The organism is Paenibacillus sp. HWE-109 (genome assembly GCF_022163125.1).
Lineage (GTDB): Bacteria > Bacillota > Bacilli > Paenibacillales > NBRC-103111 > Paenibacillus_E.
On record NZ_CP091881.1, the window covers coordinates 3,976,991 to 4,003,049 of the forward strand.

Below are 26,059 nucleotides of genomic sequence, written 5' to 3' on the forward strand. Positions count from 1 at the left end.
ATTTAGTTAGGTCTTTTAATCGGGTATGGAAGTTCCAGATGTCCCATCAAGCTGTCCACTTGTTTGCCATCTTTCAGCACATAGACAGACTTCACTTCCGGAAATTGAAAAACGGTTTTTTTGAGGGCTTGCAAAAATAAATCCTCACCTGGCGCGCCAAGCTGCGTTTTGGGACCGAATTTCATATCCAATTTCAGTTCACCTTTGGCTTTGTCAAATGCAACACTGGTGAATTTCAAATCATCGAACAAAGGAACTGCTTTGGGATCGTCAGACTTCTTGAGCGCATTCAATGCTGCTTCATACACATCTGCATCCAGCTTGTAGCTGATCGTCACTTCTTTTTCAATCAGCTTCATTTCGTCTTGATCACTAAAAAAAACGTTGACCTTTTTTTGCTTCAAAGGATCAGGTGTTGGTGTAGGCATGGGTGTTGCACTTGGTGTCACCGGTGTCGAGATGGGTGCCGTTGTAGGTTGCGGTGTTGCTGCTCCTGTGAGCTGAGGTTTCTGACCACAGGCACTTAAAGTCAACGTGATGGCACTTACAAGCAGAACCCCATGTAATAGGCGACTTGTTTTCGTCATCTCTCTCACTCCTTACGTTTTGCCTGACAAAATGAACATTGGAAGCATAAGGGACAGCTTCTTTTCTTATTTGAGGCCTAAATATTGCTTAATAGCTGCAGCGATTGAAGCTGCTACCTTATCTTGAAAAGCTTCCTTGTACATCGCTGTTTCGTCATTCTTGTTGGATAAGTAGCCAACCTCAACGAGCACAGCCGGCATCGTCGTTTTGGTAATAACACGATAATCGGCTTGACGCACTTTACGATCTGGAAATCCTGTCGCAGCAACCACTTTCTCATGAACGACATTGGCAAAATCTATACTTTCCGGTCTGTTATAGTACGTTTCTGTTCCTGATACGGTTGCTTTGGCACTGTTCCCATGAATGGATAAGAACAGATCCACCATGTTGTTATTGGCAAAAGAAACACGATCATCAAGCGGGATGAAAGTGTCATCCGCTCTTGTCATCATGACCACCACACGCTTGTCTTGAGCCAGCAGCTTCTCTACCTTCTTCGCTGTAGCAAGTGTGAATTCCTTCTCGTGCTTCCCAGTAATGGATAAAGCACCTGGATCTTGGTCACCGTGACCAGCATCAATAACCACTGTTAATTGGTGCTCCACAATGGAAGCCGACCACTGATTGGGAAGCTTCGACACTTGCGTCTTATAGTCCGCAGCGCCTTTTAAATCAAGGATAATTCGCACCGTAGCTGGATTATCCGCGAAGTTGGAGAAGCGAATTTTCTGCACAAGCGCATGCTTGGATGGCAGCTCCCCTGCGTTGTTAACTAGCAATTTTTGGAGTGACTCATCCAACTTCGTATTGGGGAAATCAAAGACAAGTCTGTTTGGATTAGCAAGCTTCATCATAATTGGAGCAAGCGTGCCATCCTTGGCGTTTACGATCAATTCTTTGTCAGTAAGTGAGATTGACGTAAGCAAATGCACATTCTGATCAGGCGTTGTCGGGTCCGTGCCTGTTCCTGGGTTTGGATTTGTCCCCGTTCCTGGCTTGGTCGGTTTCGGCGTTGTTACACCGCCATTCTCAGGCTTATCGACGTTATCGACGGGTCCTGTAACCGGCTTGGAATCGCCATCCTCTGGCTTGAACATATGAACGGATGAAGTCGCAGCATCCCATTTAAATTCTATACCCATTCTTTTGCCGATGAAACTTAGCGGAAGCATGGTATTGCCATTCTCAATGACTGGGGCTACTTCCATCTGTTCTTTTGCACCGTTAATGACAGCCATTTTGCTATCGATCACCAATTGGATATTCACGTCATCCTTGACAATCGTTACTTGGCGAGCGGCTGCATTCCAGGTTACTTTGGCACCGATTTCTTGAACAATAATACGCACGGGAACGATTGTATTCCCACTGACGACATGGGGGGCAACCTCTGTTGAAGTCAATCTTTTCTCATTCATAAACAGCTTGATAACCGCAGGCGATTCTGCGCCAAGCGCGTAAGATGGAAGCAGCAGCATACAGACTAACAAAATCAAACAAAATGCAGGAAATTTCATCATTCACCTCTATGTAATGTCGGAATTGTGGATTCTCAAGTGAAACTCGCAATCTATTATTTAAATTCAGCGGCAATAGGTCAATATTATGAATAAAAATCACTCTCCCGACAGCACAACCCCCGTTCCTTCGACAATCTAGTAATCTATTAGACGTAACAAACTGCCAAAAGTTGCAAAATAAAACGAAAAAAACGAACCGCTGTAACGATACAGCGGTTCGTTTTCCAAGTGAACATTCGCATTAAAACGCAAAAAGCGCAATCCATGGAAATCCACGAATTGCGCTTGATCTCACATCTTATTTATAAGCCAAACGTTTTTGGTGCGCTTGCTCATAAGCTGTAATTTTTGCTTCGTGCTGCAATGTCAAACCGATATCATCCAAGCCTTGCAGCAAGAATTGACGACGGTGCTCATCGATGTTGAACGTAATTTCCAAGCCATGCTCATCTGTCAGCTTGTTGTTTTCAAGATCGACACTCAGCTTGTAGCCTTCATATTTCGCTGTACGAGCAAACAAATCATCCACTTGCTCTTCGGACAGCTTGATTGGCAAAATGCTGTTTTTGAAACAGTTGTTGTAGAAAATATCCGCATAGGATGGCGCGATGATGACGCGGAATCCGAAATCTTGAATCGCCCAAGGTGCATGCTCACGGGAAGATCCGCAGCCGAAGTTCGCTCTGGAGAGCAAGACGGATGCTCCTTGGTAGCGATCTTGGTTTAACGGGAAGCTCTCAATCACATTCCCCGCTTCATCCCATCTCCATTCGAAGAAAAGGAATTGTCCGAAGCCGGAGCGTTCGATTCTTTTGAGAAATTGCTTAGGAATAATAGCATCTGTATCTACATTTACACGATCCACGGGACCGACTAGGCCTGTATGTTGTTTCAAAGCTTCCATGTTTTCATTCTCCTTAATCAACCAAAATTAAGCTTGTTGGTATTCTTTGATTTCCCAATCACGAACATCGTAGAAATGACCTTTGATCGCTGCTGCAACCGCCATAGCTGGTGAAACCAGATGCGTGCGTCCGCCGCGGCCTTGACGGCCTTCGAAGTTACGGTTGGACGTAGATGCACAGCGTTGACCTGGTTGCAGAACGTCTGGGTTCATAGCCAGACACATGCTGCAGCCTGCATCGCGCCATTCGAAGCCCGCATTAGAGAAAATTTTGTCCAAGCCTTCTTTTTCAGCTTGAATTTTGACGCGGCCTGAACCTGGTACGACGATAGCCGTTACACTAGGATCAACTGTGTAGCCTTGTGCAATTTTGGCAGCTGCACGAAGATCTTCAATACGTCCATTGGTACAGGAACCGATGAAAACATAATCCACTTTGAGGTCCGTCATAGGCGTACCTGGGGTTAAATCCATATATTCAAGCGCTTTTTCAGCCGCTTTGCGTTCATTCTCAGTTTCGAAGCTTTGCGGATCCGGAACAAGCGCGTTTACGCCAGTACCCATACCCGGGCTAGTTCCCCAGGTTACTTGCGGGATCAACGTGTCTGCGTCAAATTCCAACACCCAATCATACTCAGCGCCTTCATCAGTCACAAGCGTAGCCCATTCTGCTACCGCTGCATCGAAATCAGCACCTTGCGGCACGTATTCACGACCACGCAGATAGTTGAAAGTCGTTGCGTCAGGAGCAATCAAACCTGCTCTCGCTCCACCTTCAATGGACATGTTACAAACCGTCATACGCTCTTCCATGGAAAGACTGCGGATCGCTTCGCCTGTGTATTCAATAACGTACCCAGTTGCGAAATCCGTGCCGTATTTGGCAATTACGCCCAAGATAAGATCTTTTGCTGTAACGCCTGGTTTCAAGTTGCCAGTAATGCGTACTTCCAAAGATTTAGCTCTGGACTGTTGCAGTGTTTGCGTTGCAAGCACGTGTTCAACTTCACTTGTTCCGATACCGAAAGCAAGCGCACCGAACGCACCGTGAGTGGAAGTATGACTATCGCCGCAAACGATCGTTTTACCTGGGTGTGTAAGGCCAAGTTCTGGACCCATAACGTGCACGACACCTTGGTCGATGCTGTCTAGGTCGAACAGTGTAACGCCGAAATCACGGCAATTTTGGGAAAGTGTATCAATTTGTTGCTTGGAAATCGGATCTGTGATGTTGAAGCGATCCTTCGTTGGTACGTTATGATCCATTGTTGCAAAAGTCAGATCAGGTCTGCGAACTTTACGACCCGATAAGCGAAGTCCTTCGAACGCTTGTGGAGAAGTTACTTCGTGCACCAGTTGCAAGTCAATATAGATAACGCTAGGTTTGCCTTCTTCCTGGTTAATTACGTGATTATCCCAGATTTTCTCAAACATTGTCTTTTTACTCATATCCAGTCACCTCTTGTCATTATCCGCTCTTATTGTTCTTGTCTTACCCTCATAACGTAGTTTAGCACGGAAATCGTCATTGCTCCAAGATATAATAACTATAAGCTTGATAGATTCTACCTATGAGTGTTTCAAATCCAAATGAGATGGTTAGTTTGTAGTATAAGCAATTATACCAGAATGAAAAGGAAGTGTATGTGTATGTTATGGACAATCTTCGTCATTATATTAGTTATGTGGGCTTTGGGTATGGGTTTTGGCATTGGAGGCAGCTTGATTCATTTGCTGCTTGTCGTGGCTTTAATCTCATTAATCTTCAATTTGGTTACAGGTCGCAGAAGCAGTTAGAAACGCCACATTTCCACAAGGCTGTCCACAAGGTTAAAACCTGGTGGGCAGCTTTTTCTATTACAGTCTGGATTTACTTCTATTCGCAGATCGTTGATCGCTTATTTCAGCGGTTCCCTATATCTGATATAGTTAGGGTACACTTTATAGGTAGAACCAATAAACATGACCCATGCAATTACTTTTCAGGAGATGAACTTACATATGGAATTACGCCAACTACAATACGCGATTCAAATTGCCATCGAACGCAATTTCTCAAGAGCCGCGGAAAAGCTGCATATTGCCCAGCCCTCCCTTAGCCAGCAATTATCCAAACTGGAGAAGGAGATTGGCGTTCTGCTTTTCCAACGCAGCACGAATTCTGTGGAGCTCACGCACGCAGGTTCCCTATTTGTCGAAAAATCACAAAAAATTCTCGACATGGTGGAACAGCTCAAAAAAGAGATGGAGGACATCTCGCAGATGAAAAAAGGGCGACTTGTCGTCGGCAGCATGCCGATTACCGGATCGACCATTCTGCCCTTTGTTGTCCCAGTCTTTCAAGCGGCCTACCCGGACATCGAAATTTCTCTGGTTGAGGAAACATCTTCGAATCTAGAAACGCTGACGATGAGCGGGCAAACGGATATCTCGCTGCTCTCTTTGCCGCTGCGTGAAGATTCACTTATCTATGAGACCATATTGGAAGAAGAAATTGTCCTCGCCGTTCCTCCCCAGCATCTACTGGCGACAAGCAAGGAACCGGTCCGAATTGAACAATTGGAACGCGACTCCTTCATTGCGCTGAAAAAAGGTCAAGGATTCCGAAAACTCACCTTGGAATTGTGCCAAAAAGCCGGCATCATTCCCAATATCGTCTTCGAATCCAGCAACATGGAGACGGTTCAATCGCTTGTCGCAGCTGGGATGGGCATTGCATTTGTCCCTTATTTAATTTCCAAAAGAAGCTTTAGCGAGCTGTCTCCTATCCATCTTCAGCTCGAGGGCAGGCCGACCAGAACGTTGGTTATCGCTTATCGCAAGGGCAGATATCTGTCCAAAGCTGCAGAAGCCTTCGTGGCCACGATGAAAGAAGTTATGAATTCAACCGAATAGCAATGGAGGTCATCACGAAGATGAACAAAACGCAGCGGCTAATCCAATTGATGATGGCTGTCAATGAGCGCATGCAATTCACAACGAAGGAAATGGCTGATGAATTCGGTGTTTCCGAGCGCACCATGCACCGCTATTTGCAAGAGTTAAGCGAACTCGGGATGCCGCTTTACACCGAATTCGGCCCGCATGGCGGTTTTCGCTTGCTGAAAAAGCGAATGCTCCCGCCGATTCTTTTTTCGGAACAAGAAGCCGTCGCCATGTTCTTCGCCTTTCAATCGCTTCAGTTTTATGGGGCGCTTCCTTTTTCAGCGGAATCTGTGACCGCTCTGAATAAGTTCTATCACAACCTGCCATCGGATACGAAAGCCCGAATCGATGCCTTGAAAGACCGCGTCTCGTTCTGGACACCCAGCCGGACGCAAAGTTCGCCTTACTTAGAGCAGCTGCTGGACGCAGCGATTGCCGAGCAGCCCCTGTTCATCACCTATAGTTCCAAGGATGGCGATAAACAGAGAGTCTTGCAGCCTATCGGCATTTACTCATCCAATGGCTTCTGGTATTTCCCCTCTTATTGTTTCCAAAAAGAATCCATTCTCCTGTTTCGAGCTGACCGGATTCGAGCTTTGAAACCAGCCGGAGCTGAGTATTCACCCAAAGACTTTCAGCATTACACACTTGGAGACTGGCTGAAAACTGGGCATGATGCAAGTAAAGAAGCTGCCACACTTCCTTTGAAGGTCAGATTTAGTCCTGAAGGCGTAAGAGCCTATGAACGAAGCAATGGCCCTGATGAACATTTGGAACGCAGGAAAGATGGCAGCGGTTATTTGGCGACCCAGATTCACCCAAGCAATTTAGCATACTTTTCCAACTATTATTTAAGTTTAGGCAAAGAGGCTGTCGTGGAACAACCTCCAGCTATGGTCCAGTGGATACGTGAGCAAATTCAGGCGATGCAGATCGCGTACGGCAAGGTTTCTCAGTGACTTTGAAGACTATGACAAGAATTGTCTGGGATTCGCTATACACTTATGAAGAAGCTTGGAAGAACACAAACTAGGCTTACGATAAGGAGGCAGTCCAATGACTCAATTCAACAACTTGCAAGGTAAAATAGCTTTGGTAACAGGCTCTAGTCGAGGAGGAGGCCGCGGGATTGCGTTAGCTCTCGGTGAAGCAGGAGCAACAGTCTATGTGACAGGACGCAGCACCAGAGCACAGTCCACAAGAGCAGATGTCCCGGGAACCATTGAAGACACCGCAGATGAAGTTACAAAACGAGGTGGTCAAGGTATTGCGGTACGCTGTGACCATACGCTGGATGAGGATGTTAAAGCGCTGTACGAGCAAATTAAACGCGAGCAAGACACGCTCGATATCGTTGTCAATAACGCGTGGGGCGGCTATGAGGATTATGAAGACGTGGACTTTCAAGCGCCATTTTGGGAACAGCCGATGACACGGTGGGACAAAATGTTCGGCGCTGGATTGCGCGCCCAGATGGTTTCCAGCCGATATGCCATGTCAACCTTTTGGCTCGAGCAAAAAACAGGACTATTGATCAATACAGGCGTTTACCCGGATATTGGCGGCGATAATCCAGTGAATGTGTTCTATGATACGGTTAAACGTGCAGTAGCCAACATGTCCCGCACCATGTCTTTGAATCTCAAAGCCAATGGGTTGGACATTACCGCACTTGCTTTGGCTCCGGGCTGGATGAGAACGGAAGCCGTGCTTCACCATTACGGGCTCCAACCCGATGACCTTGACTTCCTGAAGGTTGAAGCTCTGCAAGCTACAGAATCTATTGAATATATCGGACGCGCAGTGGTCGCGTTAGCTTCTGACCCGCATGTTCATCTGAAAGCCGGGCAGCTGCTGGAGGCCGGCACTTTAGCGGAGGAATATAGCTTTACGGATATCGACGGCAGACGCGTCCCTCCATTTCGCGCGTAAGCCGCTATGATTAGATGAATAACTTTTGAAAAAAATTTCGGCGGTTGGATTGACAAGCAAAGCTTGTACATTTACCACTGTCACATCGAATGCCTCCTGCATAGGTTATATAAAAGTTTCTTATCGTTTGACCAACTTTTCTTGATAAAGAAACAAATGCCTAGGAGGCGGAAACCATGTCCTTATTACAAGCAATTGAACAGACATTCTGTAAATTGCAGGATCCTTCGCTGGAAGAACTGCAAGCAGCCCTGCAAGACATCGAGGGCACATTAGGAGAAGTGCCGGCTTATGCAACAGAACCTCAGCAATTCGCATATGGCCGCAGTGTGATCTATAGCGCTACCAATTTAGAGGTGATAGTCATCCACATCCCTGCTTTCGAAGCTACCGCCATTCACAATCATGGACCCGCGATTGGCGCTGCTTGCTTAATTCGAGGCTCCTTGCTTAACACGAAGTACCGTTTGGATAATGAAGGTTACCCCATTAGTCATGCGGAAGATCGCATTCAGGCAGGCGAGTATTTTACAGCCCCAAAGGATCAAATTCATCAATTAAGCAATCCGGGTCAGGAAGCCGCAATCTCTCTTCATGTCTATAGTCCGCCTCTGCGTCAAGTAGAACGGTATTTGCCCTACAGCGAGATTCTTGACTACGTCATTTAAAAAGAAAAACCTAGCCCCCTAACGAACTCAATACCCTTTATTTGGCCAAAATCGCTCATTCTGAAAATCTAATGAATGCCAGATGCGCTATTTTAAGCAAATGATCATCATTCTGCCAATAAAGTGCCGGATAGCGCCAACTCCGTTCATTACATCTCCAAAGTAGCCATTTTCCGGTCTATAAGCATCATACAGTTCATTAGATGTCCTTTGAGACAGAAACCACCGCAGCAAAAAAAGCTGTGTAAACGCCAGTAAATAGGAAGTAAGCATCGCTCGACCCAGACCCAAACATATAAATTCGTTAAGAAAAACCCCCTGAAATCACGCAATCAGCGTTATGTCAGGGGGTTTGCTATTAGAACTGAAGGGACGCCTCGATGAAGGCTTTCAATTCAGAAATCGGAAGACGCTTTTGTTCCATCGTGTCACGATCGCGAACTGTCACTTGACCATCCGTCTCCGACTCGAAGTCGTACGTAATACAGAATGGCGTACCGATCTCATCGTGACGACGATATCTTTTGCCAATAGAGCCTGTATCATCGTAATCAACCATAAAATGCTTCGCCAGATCCGCGAATACCGCTTGCGCACCTTCACTTAACTTCTTGGAAAGCGGGAAGATAGCAGCTTTGATTGGCGCAAGGGCCGGGTGGAAGTGAAGAACGGTACGGCTGTCGTCGCCTTCCAGCTTCTGCTCTTCGAAAGCATCAATCAAAAGCGCCAGGGTTACACGGTCAGCACCAAGCGACGGCTCGATGCAATATGGAATATAACGCTCATTCGTTTCTTGATCGATATAATTGAAATCCTCACCGGAATGCTCCATGTGCTGTTTCAAGTCGAAGTCCGTACGGTCTGCGATGCCCCATAGCTCGCCCCAGCCGAAGGGGAATTTATATTCAATATCCGTTGTCGCATTACTGTAATGGGACAATTCATCATCATTATGATCACGCAGACGAAGATTGTCAGGCTTGGCGCCTAATGACAATAACCAATTGTGGCAGAAGCTTCTCCAGTACTCGAACCATTTCATGTCTTCTCCTGGTTTACAGAAGAACTCAAGCTCCATTTGTTCAAATTCACGCGTACGGAACGTAAAGTTCCCCGGTGTGATTTCGTTGCGGAAACTTTTACCGATTTGGCCGATACCGAATGGCAGCTTTTTGCGCATCGTGCGCTGCACGTTTTTGAAGTTTACGAAGATCCCTTGTGCTGTCTCAGGACGCAGGTAAACGACGTTGGAGCTGGCTTCTGTTACGCCTTGGAACGTTTTGAACATCAGGTTGAACTGGCGAATGTCAGTGAAATCCTTACTGCCGCAATCCGGACAAACGATGTCGTTCTCCACGATTAATTTCATCATATCGTCGAAAGTCATGCCGTCTACGATAATTTCGATATCTTTCTCCGCCAATTTGTTCTCAATCAATTTATCCGCGCGGTGACGGGCTTTACAGCTTTTGCAATCGATCATCGGATCGTTGAAGTTGCCTACGTGTCCAGATGCTACCCAAGCTTGCGGATTCATCAGAATCGCGGCATCAAGACCAACGTTATAAGGAGACTCTTGAACAAACTTTTTCCACCAAGCGCGCTTGATGTTGTTTTTCAGCTCAACACCCAGTGGACCGTAATCCCACGTATTAGCCAAACCGCCATAAATCTCGGAACCTGGGAATACAAAACCTCTGTGCTTCGCTAAAGCTACGACTTGATCCATTGTAACACTCATTGCTCATTCGCTCCTTCATCTTCTCGTAAAATGACTCTAACAACCGTTTGGTGTTGAGCAAACAACAAAAAAAGCTCAACATCCAAAGGCATCAAAGAATGCCTAGGGACGAGAGCCTTACGCACCCGCGGTTCCACCCTAGTTGATACAGCCATATCAGCCTGTATCCCCTTTATCGTATTGGCTCCGGACAGCCTTTCCTTGAGCTTCATTGTCTGGGCTCTCACCGTCCCCAGCTCGCTGAACTAGAAGTTGTTCAAGTACTATTCATCCTTCACAGCCATAATTGATCATTCAATTGGCTTTAGTTTACAGAAAAACCGACAAAAAATCAAACGGAAATCGGTAATCTTTTCATTTCATTCATACAAATGCGGACGGCGGTCTTCAAAAACAGGAATTTTGGCGCGAACGCGGACAACTTCCGTTAAATCAATCGTAGCGTGCAAAACAGCTTCGCTTTCGTCGCCTTCCACGATAACTTCTCCCCATGGATCAATCACCATGGAATGCCCGAAGAAATCCGTCGTCCCGCTGGTGCCAACGCGGTTGCAGGAAACCACGTACATCTGATTCTCAATAGCCCTTGCCATCAGCAGGGTACGCCAGTGATGCAAGCGTGGATGCGGCCATTCCGCAGGAACGAATAAAATACGCGCGCCTTCGAGCGCCAATTTGCGGGCAAGCTCAGGAAAGCGAATGTCATAGCAAATCATCGCCCCGGCTGGCACGCCTTCAAGTTCAAAACGGCCAAGCTGGTCTCCGCTGTGCAGGAATTTTTCTTCGTCCATCAGACGGAACAGATGGATCTTGGAATACTCCGCGATCTCAGCGCCTTCCCGGTCAAACGCATAAATCGTGTTGAGTACGCGATCTTCTCTTTTATCGGCAATGGACCCGCCAATCAGATTCACATGATGCGTCTTCGCGAAACCACTCAAGAACGCTTTGGTGCGCTCTCCGTTCACATCCGCTAGCTGCTGAATCTCAGTCAGCGCATAGCCGGTATTCCACATCTCTGGGAAAACGATGACGTCGGGTTTGGTCTCATTGCGTACCGCTTGTTCAAGAAGCTGCTCCAAGCGTCTAAAGTTCGTGTCGGGCTCACCGATTGTAATATCCATTTGAATCAGTGCAATATGCAGGAATTGTGATTCTGACATGCGTGGAAAACTCCTTTCATTGGCAAAAAACATCTATCTCTTCATAGTAGACGAAATATGCGCCGAACTCAATGCCGAGTGTTAAGGTTTGAATTGTTTGGACTGTCCGCGTGCAATGCTTAGCGTCTGCCACTGCCCGCTGGCCCAATGCTTACAAAGTAAAACGATCTGCCCCACATGATAACCATAATGGGCGACTTGCCTTTGAATCGCTTGAAGAACGGTATGCCCTTCACCGCGAATTTGCACGATTCGTAGAACATCTTCATCTTCCAATGCATTAAGCGCACTGAATAACACCGACCATCCTTCTTCCCAGAGTGACATCAGCGTTTCCCGCGATTGACCTTGTCCCTCGAATTCGCCGTCGCGTTCCCTCGTTGCTTTTTCACCGTCAGTCGTTAAGAAATCCGTCCAGCGCGACTGCATATTTCCGTGCATATGTTTAATCAGCACCTCAAGGGAATTCGACTCTTCATCTAATGTAAGGTAGAAATGGGCATCCTCCGCTTGAGCCAATGCTTTGTCTGCCAGTTTTTTCATACTTGCAAAAGCGCGAATGGATTCTTGATAGAATACCCCTGCCACTTGATCTTGCTCCTTCATTGCCTTCATCACCTTTCCGTTCTATCTGATTTAACCATAGTGGAAGGAATGACCTAAGTAAAATCGTTTTTTTTCATCACTATGAAAAAAAGATTAATCATGTTACATTAAGGATATTAATCAAAATCCCGACCTACGGAGTGTGAATTAAACCCGTGACAAATTTATCTACTCAAACAAGTGCCTTTTCCATACAGCCCGCTGAACGGATGAAAGGTTTACCGACACAATTCTTCGCAACGCTCGTAGGCAAGGCCAATGCTCAAATCGCTCAAGGCCACGACGTTATTAATTTAGGCCAAGGAAATCCAGACCGTCCTACTCCCCCGCACATCGTAGCCTCCATGCAGGAAGCTGCGGCTAACCCGCTCTATCACAAATATCCGCCTTTCAGCGGCTTTCCGTTCCTGAAACAAGCGGTTGCGCAGCGTTACAAAGAAGACCATAATGTTGATCTCGATCCAGATACGGAAGTCGCCATCCTGTTCGGCGGTAAAACCGGTCTGATTGAAATCGCTCAATGTTTATTGAATCCAGGCGATGTGTGTCTAGTACCAGACCCAGGATATCCGGACTACTGGTCGGGCGTTGCCTTGGCTGGAGCCGAGATGGCTTTTATGCCGCTTCGCGAAGAAAACAACTTCTTGCCGGATTATTCACAGCTTCGTGAATCTGATTTAAACCGTGCCAAGCTGATGTTTATCAATTATCCGAACAATCCGACAGGAGCAACGGCTCCGGCTTCTTTCTATGAAGAAACGGTAGCATTCGCTGAGAAAAATGGCGTCGTCGTTGCCAGTGATTTCGCTTATGGCGCTATCGGTTTCGACGGACAGAAGCCGGTGAGTTTCCTGCAAACTCCAGGAGCCAAAGAAGTCGGCATCGAATTCTATACCCTCTCCAAAACCTATAACATGGCCGGCTGGCGCGTAGGGTTTGCCCTCGGGAACAAAGAAGTGATTCGCCTCATCAATTTGATGCAGGATCACTACTATTGCTCGCTGTTTGGCGGCATTCAAGTGGCCGCAGCAACAGCGCTGACGGGTCCCCAGGACTGTGTAACCGAGCTGCGCGACGTGTACGAAAGCCGCCGCAATGCCTTGTACACAGCATTAGCTGGCATCGGTTGGGACGCGCGTCCTTCACAAGGTTCGTTCTTCTCTTGGCTGCCGGTGCCCAAAGGACACTCCTCGCAAAGTCTGGCTGATTTGCTGCTGGAGGAAGCCAAAGTCGTCGTCGCACCTGGTGTAGGCTTCGGTACACACGGCGAAGGCTATGTAAGACTAGGTCTCTTATCTTCCGAGGAGAGATTAGAAGAAGCTGTCCAGCGCATAGGCAAGCTGCATTTATTCGGCTAATCGCGAAATAAAACGGCACATGTCGCAAGGAAAAACAGACATTCGCTGCTTTACAAACGTTCGTGCAGCATGCTATTCTAGATAGAACCAAAAAAGGAAGTCTTCCAAAACTTCAAATATTACAACGTTATGATGGGAATAGTAGGACCGAGCAGCACGTAACCAGAGAGTAAGCTCCACTGACTGAGAGAGCTTGCCGTGAACCGATTCCGAACCCGCCCCTGAACCGTCAACGAAGAGTTGAACAGTCCCCTACTGTTATTTAGGGAATCTAGAGTGGGGTGCTGCCTTTGGCATGCGCCAATCTAAGGTGGTACCGCGGAAGCAACAGACTTTCGTCCTTATGTGTTAAGGACGGGAGTCTTTTTTTGTATCTACATACGAAGACATAAAGGATGGGATCGTTATGACTCAGCGCATTGTTGTCAAAATCGGCAGCAGCTCACTAACTTCAGATACCGGAGGACTCAATCCGGATAAAATACGTTTCTTCGCGACAGAACTGGCGCGGCTTCAGCAGGCCGGCAATCAAGTGCTGCTCGTCACCTCCGGCGCGGTTGCCGCAGGCTTCACCTCCCTTGGCTACCGTACGCGGCCCAAGGTGCTGCACGAGAAGCAGGCCGCGGCAGCCGTCGGGCAAGCGCTGTTGATGCAGGCGTACCATGAAGCATTCGCATCCCACGGCCGCGGCGTGGCGCAAATTCTGCTGACCCGGTACGACTTCTCCAATCGCAAGCGTGTACAGAATGCGCTGCTGACCATCGACGAACTGCTGCAACGCGGCGTCGTCCCCATTATTAACGAGAACGACACCGTCTCGGTCGATGAACTGAAATTCGGCGACAATGATACGTTGTCCGCGCTCGTCGGCAATTTGGTCAAAGCGAACAAATTGATCATCATTACCGATATGGACGGCCTGTACACGGACGATCCACGGAAGAACCCGAACGCGCAGCGCATCGAGCGCGTAGCTGCCATCAGCGATGAGCTGTTCAGCTTCGCTGGAGGCTCCGGGAGCGCAGTCGGCACTGGCGGCATGCGCTCCAAGGTTGAAGCAGCCCGCATCGCCATGCGCGGGGGCGTGCCGGTCTTCATCGGGCGCGTGCTGGAGCCCGGCGACCTGTCGGATGCCGTGAACGGCACCGGCAAGGGCACTTACTTCGACACGGCGCTGAACAATCTGCCCGTGAAGAAGCAATGGGTCGGCTACCACTCGCTGCCCCAAGGTCAAATTCATGTTGATCAAGGCGCGATGAACGCTCTGATCAGCGGCGGCAAAAGCTTGCTCCCGGCTGGCATTATCGGCGCAACAGGCGATTTCCACCCCGGTGATGTCGTCGAGGTGATGAGTAAGGACGGCGCGCTTCTCGGCCGCGGCGTCGTCAACTACGCGGCTTGGCAAGTACAAGCCGCCGCAGGTTTAAGCACGGATGAAGTCCAGAAACGGGTCGAAGTCACCCGCATTGAAGTTATTCACCGGGATGAATGGGTCCCTTTGGCCTAAGCAATAGAAAGTGAGGCGTGCCTACAGATGAGACAACAACGAATGCTAATCCCGACCTTGCGCGATGTGCCTGGAGATGCCGAAGCGGCAAGCCATCGCCTGATGCTGCGAGCCGGATTGATTCGGCAGCTCTCCAGCGGTATTTATTCTTATCTGCCTTTAGGGCTTAAAGCTCTGCAACATATACAAACCATCGTTCGTGAAGAAATGGACGCTGCTGGCGCACAAGAAATGCTGATGCCTGCTCTGCATCCTTCCGAATTATGGAAAGCATCGGGGAGATGGGATGTCTACGGTCCTGAACTGATGAGGTTGGAAGATCGTAATGGCCGTGAGTTCGCCTTAGGCGCAACACATGAAGAAGTCATTACGTCGATTGTGAAAGATGAGATTCATTCTTATAAGAAGCTGCCGGTTACGCTGTATCAGATTCAAACGAAATATCGGGATGAACGCAGACCGCGCTTCGGCCTGCTGCGAGGACGGGAATTCCTGATGAAGGATGCCTATTCGTTCGACAGCTCTGCCGAAGGTCTGGACGAAAGCTATACCAGCATGTATAACGCGTATGTTAACATCTTCACACGCTGTGGCTTGCAGTTCCGCGCCGTTGAAGCAGATTCCGGTGCCATCGGAGGAACAGACACCCATGAATTTATGGCACTGGCAGAAGTTGGTGAAGATACGATCGTGCATTGTCCATCTTGCCAATACGCAGCTAATTTGGAGAAAGCCATTGGCCGTATGCCTGAGCAAGGAACTCAAGGACCAGCCTCAGCATCTTCTGAACCGGCCAAAATTCATACCCCTGCGATCAGCAGTATCAAGCAGCTCAGCCAGTTTCTGCAAATTTCGCCCCAGCAAATTATCAAATCCGTTGCCCTTGATGTCGACGGAACGCCAGTCATCGTATTGCTTCGAGGCGACTATGAATTAAATGAGATCAAATTAAAGCAAACGCTCGGCGCTGCCGTTGTCGCCATGCTTTCCGAGAATGCGATTCTCAAACTAGGCTCAATCGCAGGATTTATCGGTCCTATTGGACTTCCTAACGTCCAGATTCTAGCTGACATCTCCACCAGAGGCATCATCGATGCAGTCGTAGGCGCCAATGAACTGGACTATCATCTGACGCATGTCTCCCTTGAACGAGATTTGCCGAGTGTTACTTATCTGGATCTTCATAATGTGGCGGAAGGTGAATTATGCAGCCATTGCGGCCATGAGCTCCTTTTTGCCAAAGGGATTGAAGTTGGGCATGTCTTTAAATTAGGCACCAAATACAGCCATTCACTTGGCGCAACTTTCAGTGATGAGCATGGCAATTCTGAGCCCATCATCATGGGCTGTTACGGCATCGGCGTTTCCCGTGTGCTGGCAGCTGTCATTGAACAGAACTACGATGAACAGGGGATTATTTGGCCTGAGACAATAGCCCCTTTTTCCATTCATCTGTTAACTGTACAGCCCCAAAATGAAATTCAAATGAAACTATCTCAAGATCTCTACACAGAACTTCAACAAGCCGGTTATTCCGTCTTATGGGATGATCGTGAAGAGCGCCCTGGCGTGAAGTTCAATGATGCCGACCTGCTTGGTTTCCCTATACGAGTAACCGTTGGTAAAAAAGCCGGTGAACGAATCATCGAATGCAAAGAACGCCGCAGTGGTCTTCCCTATGAATTCACCGTTCAACAACTGCTTGCCCATTGCCAATCATTTTTCCAATCCGGAGGTCGATCTACTCATGAGTGAAGTTATTCAGAAATCAATCCTTGCCAAACAAGCCGCCCAAATCATGGGCAACCTTACAACCGAACAGAAAAACGAAGCTCTGCTGTTAATGGCAGATGCCCTTGTCACTGAGCAGCAAGCGATTATTGAAGCTAACGCCAAGGATTTGCAGCGCGGCAAAGAATTAGGCACGAGCGCATCGCTGCTTGATCGCCTGGCCCTCAATGAATCGCGAATCGCCGGAATTGCCGAAGGACTTCGACAAATTGCCGAGCTTCCTGATCCAATTGGCGACCTATTAGAATCCTTTGACCGTCCTAATGGCTTGCGCATTCGCAAACTACGTGTCCCTTTGGGTGTGATCGGCATCATTTATGAAGCAAGACCCAATGTCACGGTTGATGCCGCTGGTCTCTGCCTGAAAACGGGCAACGCCGTCGTGCTGCGCGGAGGTTCATCGGCTTTATTTTCGAATGAGAAAATCATTGAGGTTCTGCACGGCGCCCTTCGCCGTTCAGCTGTTCCAGCCGAAGCCTTGCAATTAATTCTTAGCGCTGACCGCAGCTCCGTCGATGAAATGTTAAAGCTGAACGGCTTGATCGATGTGCTCATCCCTAGAGGCGGACACTCACTTATTCAAAATGTTGTCAAGAACGCCACAGTCCCTGTCATTGAAACAGGAGCAGGTGTATGTCATACTTTTATAGATGAAAGTGCACAGCTCGAAATGGCTGTCCGTATTGGCATTAATGCCAAAGCACAGCGTCCGTCTGTCTGTAATTCCATGGAAACTCTGCTCGTACACGAAGCTATTGCAGAGAAACATTTGGCAGCCATCGCGGAGGCTTTCACAGGAGCCCATGTAGAGCTTCGGGGCGACGAGCACGCTCGAACCTTGGTACCAAGCATGAAAGTGGCCGAAAGTGAAGATTGGAAAACCGAGTATGGCGATTATATCCTTAACATCAAAGTGGTCAAGAATCTCGATGATGCCCTTGCCCATATTCGTGAATATAGCACCAAGCATTCAGAATGTATTGTGACTGAGGATGCCGCTCAAGCAGAGAGATTTTTACAGGAAGTAGATGCAGCAGCCGTCTATCACAACGCTTCAACTCGCTTTACGGATGGGTTTGAATTCGGATTTGGCGCAGAAATCGGCATATCCACTCAAAAGCTCCACGCACGTGGTCCAATGGGACTGCCAGCATTAACATCAACGAAATTCCGCGTTTATGGCAGCGGACAAATACGGGAATAACGATTCCTACTTTGAGGAGGTTTTGCAAGATGTCCACATCTTTATCCCAAGCCAAAATTGCCTTTGTCGGCGCAGGTTCCATGGCCGAAGCCATCATTCGCGGCCTTATTGAAACCAAAGTCGCTCAACCGCAAAATCTGTATGTAATGAATCGCTCCGATCAAAGCCGTTTGGCTTTTCTAAGATCCGAATACGGCGTACAAGCGACTTCGGACAGTCTAACGAAAGATACCTTCCTGCGAGAAGCGGATGTTGTCGTGCTTTGCATGAAACCCAAAGATGTCGTATCCGCCTTCGCGGAACTGCAGCCGCAGCTGAATGAACGCCAGCTTCTCGTTTCTGTCATTGCCGGCCTCTCGATTGCCAAGGCGGAATCGTTGTTGCAGACAAATATGCCTATCGTTCGCACAATGCCTAACACCTCAAGTACAATTGGATTAGGCGCTACAGGAATGAGCTTCTCCTCCAAGGTTAATGATACATTCAAACAACTTGCAACCCAGATGTTCGAAGCGGTTGGCATCGTAACCATCGTTGAAGAGGAAAAACTGGAGATCGTAACCGGCGTATCCGGCAGTGGTCCAGCTTACGTCTACTACTTCATGGAGGCTATGATTAAAGCCGCTATCGAAGGTGGACTTACCGAAGAAGATGCCCGTCAATTGACGCTGCAAACCGTGCTTGGAGCTGCTCATATGGTTCAGCATACGCAAGAAAACCCTGCTGAACTTCGTCGCAAAGTCACTTCACCCAATGGTGCAACCCAGGCTTCTATTGAAGCCCTTGATCGTTTTCAATTTAGTGAAGCTATTCTCCAGGCTGTTTTCAGTTCAGCAGAACGCGCTAGAGAAATGGGCGAGCAAATTGCTGCTCCCAGCCCGATTGCCAAATCGTCCTAATCGCTATCGAACTTATTCTAATATAAGCAGGTGAACGTATTTCATGAGTGCCTATTGTTTAGCCACCTATCGGAGTTTCGACGAGAAAGCCGATTTTCATAAAAAAGCAACCAGTATCGCTGTTGGTTTAACCGTTGGCAGCTGGACGGAGCTTCCTGAAGCACAAAAAGCCCAGATGGAGAAGCACTTGGGTAAAGTTATCTCCGTGGAGGTGCATGAACCGGGCGCTGGAGAATCTGCTAGCGACCGTTATGCAGATATCACCATCGCCTATCCCGATGTTAACTTCAGCCGGGATATTCCCGCTTTGCTCGTGACTGTCTTCGGCAAGCTGTCCATGGACGGCAAAATTAAGCTGATCGATTTGAACTTCTCAAGCGATTTTATGGCTGGTTTCTCCGGCCCCAAATTTGGTATGCAAGGCGTACGCGACCTGCTTGGCGTGCAGGATCGACCGCTGCTGATGAGCATCTTCAAATCCGTCGTTGGATATGAGCTGCCAGCTCTGCGCGAACAATTCTATCTTCAGGCTGCAGGCGGCGTTGATTTAATTAAGGATGATGAAATTTTATTCGAAAATCCTTTGACTCCGCTCGAGAAGCGGATTGAGGTATGTCTGGAAGCGGCTGAACAAGCCTCTAAGTTAACGGGTCAGAAGCTGCTCTATGCCGTTAATTTGACCGGCTCGACCTCCAAACTCGCTGCTGCGGCCAAGAAAGCTATTGCAGCAGGCGCCAATGCCCTTTTGTTCAATGTCCTGGCCTATGGCTTCGACGTGCTTCATGAACTGAGTTCGGATCCGGAGATTACCATTCCGATTATGGCCCATCCAGCGATGGCTGGCGCAACCTATCCTTCTCCCCACTATGGGATTTCCCCATCAGTGTTACTTGGGAAACTCATGCGGTTGGCTGGCGCTGACTTAGTTCTATTCCCTTCCCCCTACGGCTCAGTTGTGATGCCAAGAGAGGAAAACTTAGCCATTAAGCATGTGCTTTTAACGAATGATTTGCGTAAGGATTATGCCTATAATGCTCCGTCAGATGTGCAGTTGAAACTTGCTGCCAGCTTCCCGGTTCCATCGGCAGGTATTCATCCTGGGCTTGTTCCGCTCATTCTGCGCGACTTTGGCAGTGATGTGATTGTCAACGCAGGCGGCGGCATTCACGGCCACCCGCTAGGTACGATTGCTGGCGGACAAGCTTTCCGTCAAGCCATCGATGCCACGGTTCAAGGAATCAGCTTGCGCGATTACGCCCAAACACATCCAGAATTACAATCAGCTATTGATACTTGGGGGATTAGAGAATGAGCAAGGCACGCATTGTCTTCTGCGACTTTGACGGCACAATTACCGTGAACGATAACATAGTTGCCATTATGAAGCATTTCGACCCACCTGGCTGGGAACCGATTGTCGAGAAAATCTTGGACAAAAGCATTTCCATTCGCCAAGGCGTTGGCGCAATGTTCGCCCTCCTTCCAACTTCGCGCAAGGAAGAGATCGTTGACTACGCAATTACCAATGCCGTTATTCGAGACGGTTTCCGTGAGTTCGTAGACTATTGTCAAGCGAATCATATCCAGCTGTTAATTACGAGCGGAGGTATTGATTTCTTCATATACCCGCTGCTCAAGCCTTTTCCTATACCAACGGAGCATATTTACAGCAACGGCAGTTCCTTTGAAGGCAGCACGATCGAGATTCTTTGGCCGAATCCGTGTGATGAACACTGTACAACCGACTGCGGCATGTGCAAAACGAGCATCATTCGCTCATATGATTCCGAACACTATGAGAAGATCATTATCGGAGACAGTATTACCGATTTCGAAGGCGCCAAGCTGGTCGATACGATTTTCGCTCGCTCTCATCTCGTCGACATGTGCAAACAGCTCGATTATCCGTACTATGCTTTTGAATCTTTCTTCGACATTATCAAGCAATTGGAGGCTGACCCCGTCGTATGACTATTTTACTTGAAGAAAAACAACGCGCTTTCGCTGAGTTGCGCGAAATTAAAGCCAATTTAGCAGCCAGAGGATGGTTCCCTGCGACTAGCGGCAACTTATCCGTCCGTGTCGGAGGCTTCGAGCCAGAAGCTTTCACTTTCGCTATCACATCCAGCGGTAGAGATAAATCTGTGCAAACACCGGAAGATTTCCTCCTTGTGAATGAGAAAGGGCTGCCAACGGAAGCTACGAGCCTTAGACCATCGGCGGAAACGCTAATCCATAGCGAGATCTATCGAGCTACAGGCGCAGGCGCTATTTTCCATGTCCATACGATCTTCAATAATCTGGCTTCCGAGCTTTACTGGGAACGCAAAAGCATTCCCGTTGTCGGAGTTGAGCTGATCAAAGCATTTAATATCTGGGAAGAAGACGCACAAATCGAAATCCCGATTTTGCCGAACTATGCGGATATCCCGCGAATCGCTGAGCTTGTGGAAGGCGCTATCGTTCCTCGCATACCAGGAATCGTGCTGCACAAACATGGCATCTACGCGTGGGGCGGGAATGCTTTTGAAGCCAAACGCCATTTGGAAGCTTTTGAGTATCTGTTTGAATATGTGTACCGCTCCCATCTGCTTCACAAAGGATTGTAGTTCATTCTTCTGCCTGATACACCAAAACCAGACCAGATTCCCCCTTATGGGTCGAATCTGGTTTTTTGTCATCTTGAGGCAAACCCAAGCTCCCTTACGAACTCAATACACCTTATTCGATCAAAATCGCTCATTCTAAAAATCTAACGACTTCCAGAAGCGCTATTTCAAACAAACGAGCACTTTTCCACCTAAAAAAAGCTCGATAGCGCCTATTTAGTTCATTAAATCGCCAAAGCAGCCCTTTTCTCATCTATAAGCATCATACAGTTCATTAGCTGAGGCCTGCCAGAAGGCGCCTTCACCCCTCACCCCCAGAGCACTTTTGTTCTGCTTTGAGCTGATTTCATAAATTCCGCAAAAAAAGAACCCAGCCCACAGCGGTCTGCGGCTAGGTTCTCTATAATTGTGCGATGGTTTTGAGCTCATCATCTGGATTGTCTGAATCTTTGGGAATATTCCTTGGCTTGGTCAACCGTTGCCACACGATTGCGGCCCCATTCCATCAGGATGCGGTCAATATAACGGAAATGAACTTTACCCGCGAACACAGCTTCCTTGAGCGCCGTCATAATAAGCTCTTCCTTGTACATATCTTTATCCAGCCAACCAGAGATTGTTTCCAATTCCATGGGGGTTAAAGGACGCGCAAATTCTTTCTCGAAGGTAGTAAAAATATTTCTAGCATTCTCATCGGCCAAAGCGCTGGGTCGCACACTGACAGCACGTGCCATCTGTTCTTCCGCCACCCGTTTAGCCAATTTACGGTAGAGCGGCGTTAGGTTATAACGCTCACTGCGAATGCCCGTGAATTCTTCCGTATCCTCGTCAATCATAATAAATTGCTCGTGTATTAACTTTTGGAGGCTGGCTATAACTTGATCTGGCGATGCGAACATTCGCGCTTGAATTTCATCCGTTGTCGGAAAATCGTTCTTTTCTTTCTCCAGGAAAGAAATCAGATGAATCAGGGTCATCACTTCAATTTCACTGACTTCCATCGCCTTGTAATGCTTGAGTAGAAGAAGCGGAACCCCAACACTCCCCTCCTGAAAGCTGGCAATAAGAGCCGCTTCGATCTGCTGCTGTGTAACTGCTTGTTTATTCAAAGTTCGTATCGTCCTCCCTTTCTACCGACGGTTGATTAATTGATTTACGGGTATAGACGATATAAGAGACGTGGGAATGGAATCGTTTCGCGCACATGATCAAGTCCACAGATCCAAGCTACTGTTCGTTCCAGTCCTAATCCGAAGCCGGAATGCGGAACTGTTCCATACTTCCTTAGATCGAGATACCATTGATACGCTTCTTTCGATAATTCATGCTCCTGGAAACGTTGTTCCATTAACGCTGGGTCATCGATTCGCTGCGAGCCGCCGATAATTTCGCCATAGCCTTCCGGTGCGATCATATCTGCGCAAAGCACGACTTCCGGTCGGTCAGGATCAGGTTTCATATAGAAAGCCTTAATTTCTGTCGGCCAATGAGTAATAAACACGGGTGTTTCGTATTGCGCTGCAATCGCCGTTTCATGCGGAGCCCCAAAATCTTCGCCCCAGGCGAACTCATGACCATTCTTTTGCAGAAAATCAACCGCTTCATCATAGGTGATTCGTGGGAAACAACCTTGTATCTTCTCCAGCTTGGTCGTATCTCTTTCCAACGTTTCCAACTCTTGCGAGCAGTTTTTAAGTACCGTTTGAACAATATGAGAAACGAATTGCTCTTGAATGTCCAAATTCTCGGCATGATCAACGAAAGCCATTTCCGGCTCTATCATCCAGAACTCAATTAGATGACGGCGTGTTTTGGACTTCTCTGCCCGGAATGTAGGCCCGAATGAATATACCCTTCCGAGTGCCATCGCGGCAGCTTCCATATAGAGCTGCCCACTTTGCGTAAGAAAAGCGTCCTCATCAAAATATTTGGTATGGAACAAATTGGTTGTACCTTCGCAAGAAGACGGAGTTAGAATCGGTGGATCCACCAGATGGAAACCGCGTTCATTGAAAAAGTTTTGAACCGCTTGAATAATTTGCGCCCGAATCACTAGCACCGCGCGCTGACGCGGACTGCGAATCCATAAATGGCGATTATCCATCAGGAAATCAACACCGTGTTCTTTGGGAGAAATGGGATAATCCTCAGTAATTTGGATGATTTCGACTCCGAGCACATCGAGCTCATAGCCACCTTTGCTGCGGGTATCTTCCTTCACGATTCCTGTTATGTATAGAGAGCTCTCTTGGGTTAGTTTGGAAGCAGCTTCCCATACCTCTTCACTGACATCGCTTTTCATCACAATGCCTTGTATATAGCCCGAACCGTCTCTTAGTTGCAAAAACTGAATCTTACCGCTGGAACGCTTCTTGTTGAGCCAGCAGCCAATCGTAACGGATTCACCGACATGATGTTTGACTTCACCAATCGTACATTTCATTTCGATATCGAACCTCCTTAACAAATCACACTCCTTCTCTATTGTACACTATTTTCCGGAAACAATCAGTTTGCCTCCGGGTGGATGAGTCGATATGTATCACAGGCAATTACCCATTCTTCATTCGTTGGTATGACTAAAACTTGCACGCGGGAGGCAGTTGTTGTGATTCGCCGTTCCTCGCCTCTCCCTTTGCGATTTGCTTCTTCATCGAACTCAATGCCGAGGAAGGTCAGGTGTTCGCAAACCCTTTTGCGCAGCAGCTCTGAGTTCTCGCCAACACCCGCTGTAAATACAATCGCATCGAGCCCGTTCATCGCCGCGGCATAAGCCCCAATGTATTTGCGCAGCCGGTACTCGTACATGTCGAAGGCTAACGTAGCGTTCTTATCGCCCGCTTCCATCGCTTCCACGATCTCCCGCATATCGCTGGAGATCCCCGAGATCGCCTGCAATCCGCTATGCTTGTTGAGCATGGAGCTGATCTCCCCAAGCGTCAAATCCTCTTTGCCCATGGCGTAAGGCACGATGGCAGGATCGAGATCGCCGCTTCGCGTACCCATCATCAACCCTTCGAGCGGTGTCATCCCCATGCTCGTGTCGACCGACTCACCGCCCATTACAGCGGTGCAGGAAGCTCCGTTACCGATGTGACAGGTAACGAGCTTCAACTGCTCCAGCGGGCGGCCCAGGAAGTCTGCGGCCCGCTCGCTGACGTACTTGTGCGAGGTTCCGTGAAACCCGTAGCGCCGCACTTTGTGCTTCCGATACAGCACCATCGGGATCGGATAGAGGTAGGCCTTCGCCGGCATCGTCTGATGATAGGCGGTATCGAACACGACAGCCTGCGGCACGTCAGGCATATTGGCCTCCACCGCCAGAATGCCGAGCATATGCGCCGGGTTGTGCAGCGGCGCCAAATCGAAGAGGCGCTTGATCTCCATCTTCACCTCGTCCGTGACGAGGACGGAGTTCTTGAAGGATTCACCGCCATGGACAACACGGTGGCCCACGGCGTCGATCTCGGACGTTGACGACAGGACGCCATGCTCGGGGTGGACCAGCAGCGCCAGAACCTTGCGTATCGCTGTGGTATGCTCGAGAATTTCACTCACCTCGCGCACTTCGGGTTTACCTGCAGGCTCATGAGTCAAGATCGCTGTCTCCATCCCAATGCGTTCTACTCGGCCTTTGGCCAGCACCGAATCATCTTTCATTTGAAACAGCTGATATTTCAAGGAGGAGCTTCCTGCGTTAATAACCAATATATTCACAGCCGATCACCATCCTTATCGTAACGAAAGAAACCTTCGCCTGTCTTCGTGCCCAGATGCCCGGCTCGTACCATTTGTTTCAAAAGGAAGGATGGGCGATATTTGATATCTCCATACTCGCGAAACATGCCTTCCAGCGCGGCTTGAACGGAATCCAGGCCGAAACGGTCGCACATTTCCAACGGACCATGTTTAAAATCATAACCAATCCGCATGGCTGTATCGATATCTTCCGCGGAAGCGACTCCCTCAGACAACGTGTGCAGAGCCTCGTTGATCAGTGTGCAGATCAATCGAGTCGTAATAAAACCAGGCGATTCGTTGACTTTGATGCTTTTTTTCTGGATCAGTTCATCCACAAATTGTCTCGTTTGCTCAAAAGTTGCATCCGACGTTTTCATCGCACGAATAATTTCAACAAGATCAATCTTCGCAACTGGATGCAAAAAGTGCAGCCCAATAATCCGCTGCGGATTCGTTGTCACCGCTGCAATTTCCGTTACACTTAGCGTTGATGTATTCGTAGCCAAAATAATCGACGGATCGCAGATTTGATTCAATTGAAAAAAGACATGCTTTTTGGCGTTCAAATCTTCCGTTATGGTTTCGATCACCATATCGCAATTCGCCATATCATCCAGCGATTCTGTTTTATTTATCTTAGCCAAAATCAGTTTCTTCTCTGACTCTGTAAGCGCCCAACGTTCAATTTGTTTATCTAAGCTTACCGTGATTTGCTCAATCGCGCGGTCCAACTTCTCCGTCGTTTTCTCGGCTAACAGGACATCTAGGCCTCGGGCTGCCAACATCTCGGCTATCCCTTGCCCCATCGTGCCTCCGCCGATCACACCAATCTTTTTAAATAGCATCCGAATTTCTCCTTCTCATGCTCCATGTCTCTCTATTCTCAATGGATTCTCATTA

Annotated in this window: 24 protein-coding genes; 13 read left to right on the forward strand and 11 right to left on the reverse strand. The window is 48.2% G+C overall.

Annotated elements, in window-relative coordinates; all coding sequences use genetic code 11:
* Positions 1 to 2: 2 nt before the first annotated feature.
* From LOZ80_RS16940 to leuC, 4 genes are all read right to left on the reverse strand, one after another.
* On the reverse strand, positions 3 to 587 hold the full coding sequence (locus LOZ80_RS16940; RefSeq protein WP_238172468.1) for a GerMN domain-containing protein: 585 nt from the start codon (positions 585 to 587) through the stop codon (positions 3 to 5).
* Positions 588 to 653: 66 nt separating this feature from the next.
* A complete protein-coding gene (locus LOZ80_RS16945) occupies positions 654 to 2,111 on the reverse strand; it encodes an N-acetylmuramoyl-L-alanine amidase family protein (RefSeq protein WP_238172469.1) in 1,458 nt (485 codons plus the stop codon).
* A gap of 298 nt (positions 2,112 to 2,409) precedes the next feature.
* Positions 2,410 to 3,015: a 3-isopropylmalate dehydratase small subunit gene (leuD, locus tag LOZ80_RS16950; protein ID WP_238172470.1), complete on the reverse strand. Its 606-nt coding sequence runs from the start codon at positions 3,013 to 3,015 to the stop codon at positions 2,410 to 2,412.
* 27 nt (positions 3,016 to 3,042) lie between these two features.
* The gene (gene leuC, locus LOZ80_RS16955) at positions 3,043 to 4,464 is read right to left on the reverse strand and encodes a 3-isopropylmalate dehydratase large subunit (protein ID WP_238172471.1); all 1,422 of its coding nucleotides are present in this window, start codon (positions 4,462 to 4,464) and stop codon (positions 3,043 to 3,045) included.
* A gap of 201 nt (positions 4,465 to 4,665) precedes the next feature.
* On the opposite strand from leuC, the gene LOZ80_RS16960 reads away from it, so the two are divergent.
* The 5 genes from LOZ80_RS16960 (at position 4,666) to LOZ80_RS16980 (ending at position 8,540) form a co-directional block, all read left to right on the forward strand.
* The gene (locus LOZ80_RS16960) at positions 4,666 to 4,812 is read left to right on the forward strand and encodes a lmo0937 family membrane protein (RefSeq protein WP_189017780.1); all 147 of its coding nucleotides are present in this window, start codon (positions 4,666 to 4,668) and stop codon (positions 4,810 to 4,812) included.
* A 204-nt stretch (positions 4,813 to 5,016) separates the two neighbouring features.
* A complete protein-coding gene (locus LOZ80_RS16965) occupies positions 5,017 to 5,910 on the forward strand; it encodes a LysR family transcriptional regulator (protein WP_238172472.1) in 894 nt (297 codons plus the stop codon).
* 20 nt (positions 5,911 to 5,930) lie between these two features.
* The gene (locus LOZ80_RS16970; protein ID WP_238172473.1) at positions 5,931 to 6,899 is read left to right on the forward strand and encodes a helix-turn-helix transcriptional regulator; all 969 of its coding nucleotides are present in this window, start codon (positions 5,931 to 5,933) and stop codon (positions 6,897 to 6,899) included.
* 97 nt (positions 6,900 to 6,996) lie between these two features.
* Positions 6,997 to 7,872, forward strand: coding sequence for an SDR family NAD(P)-dependent oxidoreductase (locus LOZ80_RS16975; protein WP_238172474.1), 876 nt, complete (start codon positions 6,997 to 6,999; stop codon positions 7,870 to 7,872).
* Between the two features lie 176 nt (positions 7,873 to 8,048).
* A complete protein-coding gene (locus tag LOZ80_RS16980; protein WP_238172475.1) occupies positions 8,049 to 8,540 on the forward strand; it encodes a cysteine dioxygenase in 492 nt (163 codons plus the stop codon).
* Between the two features lie 358 nt (positions 8,541 to 8,898).
* On the opposite strand, the gene LOZ80_RS16985 is transcribed toward LOZ80_RS16980, so the two are convergent.
* The 3 genes from LOZ80_RS16985 to LOZ80_RS16995 all read right to left on the reverse strand — a co-directional run bounded on the left by LOZ80_RS16985 (position 8,899) and on the right by LOZ80_RS16995 (position 12,050).
* A complete protein-coding gene (locus LOZ80_RS16985) occupies positions 8,899 to 10,281 on the reverse strand; it encodes a glycine--tRNA ligase (protein ID WP_238172476.1) in 1,383 nt (460 codons plus the stop codon).
* Between the two features lie 359 nt (positions 10,282 to 10,640).
* Positions 10,641 to 11,444 carry a carbon-nitrogen family hydrolase gene (locus LOZ80_RS16990; RefSeq protein ID WP_238172477.1) on the reverse strand — a complete coding sequence of 268 codons (804 nt, stop codon included), beginning with the start codon at positions 11,442 to 11,444 and terminating at the stop codon, positions 10,641 to 10,643.
* An 81-nt stretch (positions 11,445 to 11,525) separates the two neighbouring features.
* The gene (locus LOZ80_RS16995; RefSeq protein WP_238172478.1) at positions 11,526 to 12,050 is read right to left on the reverse strand and encodes a DUF1572 family protein; all 525 of its coding nucleotides are present in this window, start codon (positions 12,048 to 12,050) and stop codon (positions 11,526 to 11,528) included.
* A 155-nt stretch (positions 12,051 to 12,205) separates the two neighbouring features.
* On the opposite strand from LOZ80_RS16995, the gene LOZ80_RS17000 reads away from it, so the two are divergent.
* The 8 genes from LOZ80_RS17000 to mtnB all read left to right on the forward strand — a co-directional run bounded on the left by LOZ80_RS17000 (position 12,206) and on the right by mtnB (position 21,418).
* Positions 12,206 to 13,408: a pyridoxal phosphate-dependent aminotransferase gene (locus LOZ80_RS17000; RefSeq protein WP_283214771.1), complete on the forward strand. Its 1,203-nt coding sequence runs from the start codon at positions 12,206 to 12,208 to the stop codon at positions 13,406 to 13,408.
* 406 nt (positions 13,409 to 13,814) lie between these two features.
* Positions 13,815 to 14,915, forward strand: coding sequence for a glutamate 5-kinase (gene proB, locus LOZ80_RS17005; protein ID WP_238172479.1), 1,101 nt, complete (start codon positions 13,815 to 13,817; stop codon positions 14,913 to 14,915).
* A 27-nt stretch (positions 14,916 to 14,942) separates the two neighbouring features.
* Complete coding sequence (locus tag LOZ80_RS17010) at positions 14,943 to 16,670, forward strand: proline--tRNA ligase (protein ID WP_238172480.1); 1,728 nt, start codon at positions 14,943 to 14,945, stop codon at positions 16,668 to 16,670.
* Entirely contained in the window at positions 16,663 to 17,910 is a 1,248-nt protein-coding gene (locus tag LOZ80_RS17015) for a glutamate-5-semialdehyde dehydrogenase (protein WP_238172481.1), read from the forward strand. The genes LOZ80_RS17010 and LOZ80_RS17015 overlap by 8 nt, the downstream gene beginning before the upstream one ends.
* Positions 17,911 to 17,939: 29 nt before the next feature.
* The gene (gene proC / locus LOZ80_RS17020; protein ID WP_238172482.1) at positions 17,940 to 18,809 is read left to right on the forward strand and encodes a pyrroline-5-carboxylate reductase; all 870 of its coding nucleotides are present in this window, start codon (positions 17,940 to 17,942) and stop codon (positions 18,807 to 18,809) included.
* Between the two features lie 43 nt (positions 18,810 to 18,852).
* Complete coding sequence (locus tag LOZ80_RS17025; protein WP_238172483.1) at positions 18,853 to 20,121, forward strand: 2,3-diketo-5-methylthiopentyl-1-phosphate enolase; 1,269 nt, start codon at positions 18,853 to 18,855, stop codon at positions 20,119 to 20,121.
* Positions 20,118 to 20,780: a 2-hydroxy-3-keto-5-methylthiopentenyl-1-phosphate phosphatase gene (locus LOZ80_RS17030; protein WP_238172484.1), complete on the forward strand. Its 663-nt coding sequence runs from the start codon at positions 20,118 to 20,120 to the stop codon at positions 20,778 to 20,780. The genes LOZ80_RS17025 and LOZ80_RS17030 overlap by 4 nt, the downstream gene beginning before the upstream one ends.
* A complete protein-coding gene (gene mtnB, locus LOZ80_RS17035) occupies positions 20,777 to 21,418 on the forward strand; it encodes a methylthioribulose 1-phosphate dehydratase (RefSeq protein ID WP_238172485.1) in 642 nt (213 codons plus the stop codon). Before LOZ80_RS17030 ends, mtnB begins: the two co-directional genes overlap by 4 nt.
* A gap of 428 nt (positions 21,419 to 21,846) precedes the next feature.
* Here the strand turns inward: mtnB and LOZ80_RS17040 are convergent, their stop codons facing one another.
* The 4 genes from LOZ80_RS17040 to LOZ80_RS17055 all read right to left on the reverse strand — a co-directional run bounded on the left by LOZ80_RS17040 (position 21,847) and on the right by LOZ80_RS17055 (position 26,004).
* A complete protein-coding gene (locus LOZ80_RS17040; protein ID WP_238172486.1) occupies positions 21,847 to 22,527 on the reverse strand; it encodes a DnaD domain-containing protein in 681 nt (226 codons plus the stop codon).
* A gap of 44 nt (positions 22,528 to 22,571) precedes the next feature.
* Complete coding sequence (gene asnS, locus LOZ80_RS17045; RefSeq protein WP_238172487.1) at positions 22,572 to 23,861, reverse strand: asparagine--tRNA ligase; 1,290 nt, start codon at positions 23,859 to 23,861, stop codon at positions 22,572 to 22,574.
* A gap of 65 nt (positions 23,862 to 23,926) precedes the next feature.
* On the reverse strand, positions 23,927 to 25,135 hold the full coding sequence (locus LOZ80_RS17050; RefSeq protein WP_238172488.1) for an acetate/propionate family kinase: 1,209 nt from the start codon (positions 25,133 to 25,135) through the stop codon (positions 23,927 to 23,929).
* Positions 25,132 to 26,004, reverse strand: a complete 873-nt coding sequence (locus tag LOZ80_RS17055; RefSeq protein WP_238172489.1) for a 3-hydroxyacyl-CoA dehydrogenase family protein — start codon at positions 26,002 to 26,004, stop codon at positions 25,132 to 25,134. The genes LOZ80_RS17050 and LOZ80_RS17055 overlap by 4 nt, the downstream gene beginning before the upstream one ends.
* Between the last annotated feature and the right edge of the window lie 55 nt (positions 26,005 to 26,059).

Bases quoted from the DNA above. Each gene is read 5' to 3' on its own strand.
- LOZ80_RS16940 (WP_238172468.1), bottom strand. From the start codon at position 587: ATGACGAAAACAAGTCGCCTATTACATGGGGTTCTGCTTGTAAGTGCC.
- LOZ80_RS16945 (WP_238172469.1), bottom strand. From the start codon at position 2,111: ATGATGAAATTTCCTGCATTTTGTTTGATTTTGTTAGTCTGTATGCTG.
- leuD (WP_238172470.1), bottom strand. From the start codon at position 3,015: ATGGAAGCTTTGAAACAACATACAGGCCTAGTCGGTCCCGTGGATCGT.
- leuC (WP_238172471.1), bottom strand. From the start codon at position 4,464: ATGAGTAAAAAGACAATGTTTGAGAAAATCTGGGATAATCACGTAATT.
- LOZ80_RS16960 (WP_189017780.1), top strand. From the start codon at position 4,666: ATGTTATGGACAATCTTCGTCATTATATTAGTTATGTGGGCTTTGGGT.
- LOZ80_RS16965 (WP_238172472.1), top strand. From the start codon at position 5,017: ATGGAATTACGCCAACTACAATACGCGATTCAAATTGCCATCGAACGC.
- LOZ80_RS16970 (WP_238172473.1), top strand. From the start codon at position 5,931: ATGAACAAAACGCAGCGGCTAATCCAATTGATGATGGCTGTCAATGAG.
- LOZ80_RS16975 (WP_238172474.1), top strand. From the start codon at position 6,997: ATGACTCAATTCAACAACTTGCAAGGTAAAATAGCTTTGGTAACAGGC.
- LOZ80_RS16980 (WP_238172475.1), top strand. From the start codon at position 8,049: ATGTCCTTATTACAAGCAATTGAACAGACATTCTGTAAATTGCAGGAT.
- LOZ80_RS16985 (WP_238172476.1), bottom strand. From the start codon at position 10,281: ATGAGTGTTACAATGGATCAAGTCGTAGCTTTAGCGAAGCACAGAGGT.
- LOZ80_RS16990 (WP_238172477.1), bottom strand. From the start codon at position 11,444: ATGTCAGAATCACAATTCCTGCATATTGCACTGATTCAAATGGATATT.
- LOZ80_RS16995 (WP_238172478.1), bottom strand. From the start codon at position 12,050: ATGAAGGAGCAAGATCAAGTGGCAGGGGTATTCTATCAAGAATCCATT.
- proB (WP_238172479.1), top strand. From the start codon at position 13,815: ATGACTCAGCGCATTGTTGTCAAAATCGGCAGCAGCTCACTAACTTCA.
- LOZ80_RS17010 (WP_238172480.1), top strand. From the start codon at position 14,943: ATGAGACAACAACGAATGCTAATCCCGACCTTGCGCGATGTGCCTGGA.
- LOZ80_RS17015 (WP_238172481.1), top strand. From the start codon at position 16,663: ATGAGTGAAGTTATTCAGAAATCAATCCTTGCCAAACAAGCCGCCCAA.
- proC (WP_238172482.1), top strand. From the start codon at position 17,940: ATGTCCACATCTTTATCCCAAGCCAAAATTGCCTTTGTCGGCGCAGGT.
- LOZ80_RS17025 (WP_238172483.1), top strand. From the start codon at position 18,853: ATGAGTGCCTATTGTTTAGCCACCTATCGGAGTTTCGACGAGAAAGCC.
- LOZ80_RS17030 (WP_238172484.1), top strand. From the start codon at position 20,118: ATGAGCAAGGCACGCATTGTCTTCTGCGACTTTGACGGCACAATTACC.
- mtnB (WP_238172485.1), top strand. From the start codon at position 20,777: ATGACTATTTTACTTGAAGAAAAACAACGCGCTTTCGCTGAGTTGCGC.
- asnS (WP_238172487.1), bottom strand. From the start codon at position 23,861: ATGAAATGTACGATTGGTGAAGTCAAACATCATGTCGGTGAATCCGTT.
- LOZ80_RS17055 (WP_238172489.1), bottom strand. From the start codon at position 26,004: ATGCTATTTAAAAAGATTGGTGTGATCGGCGGAGGCACGATGGGGCAA.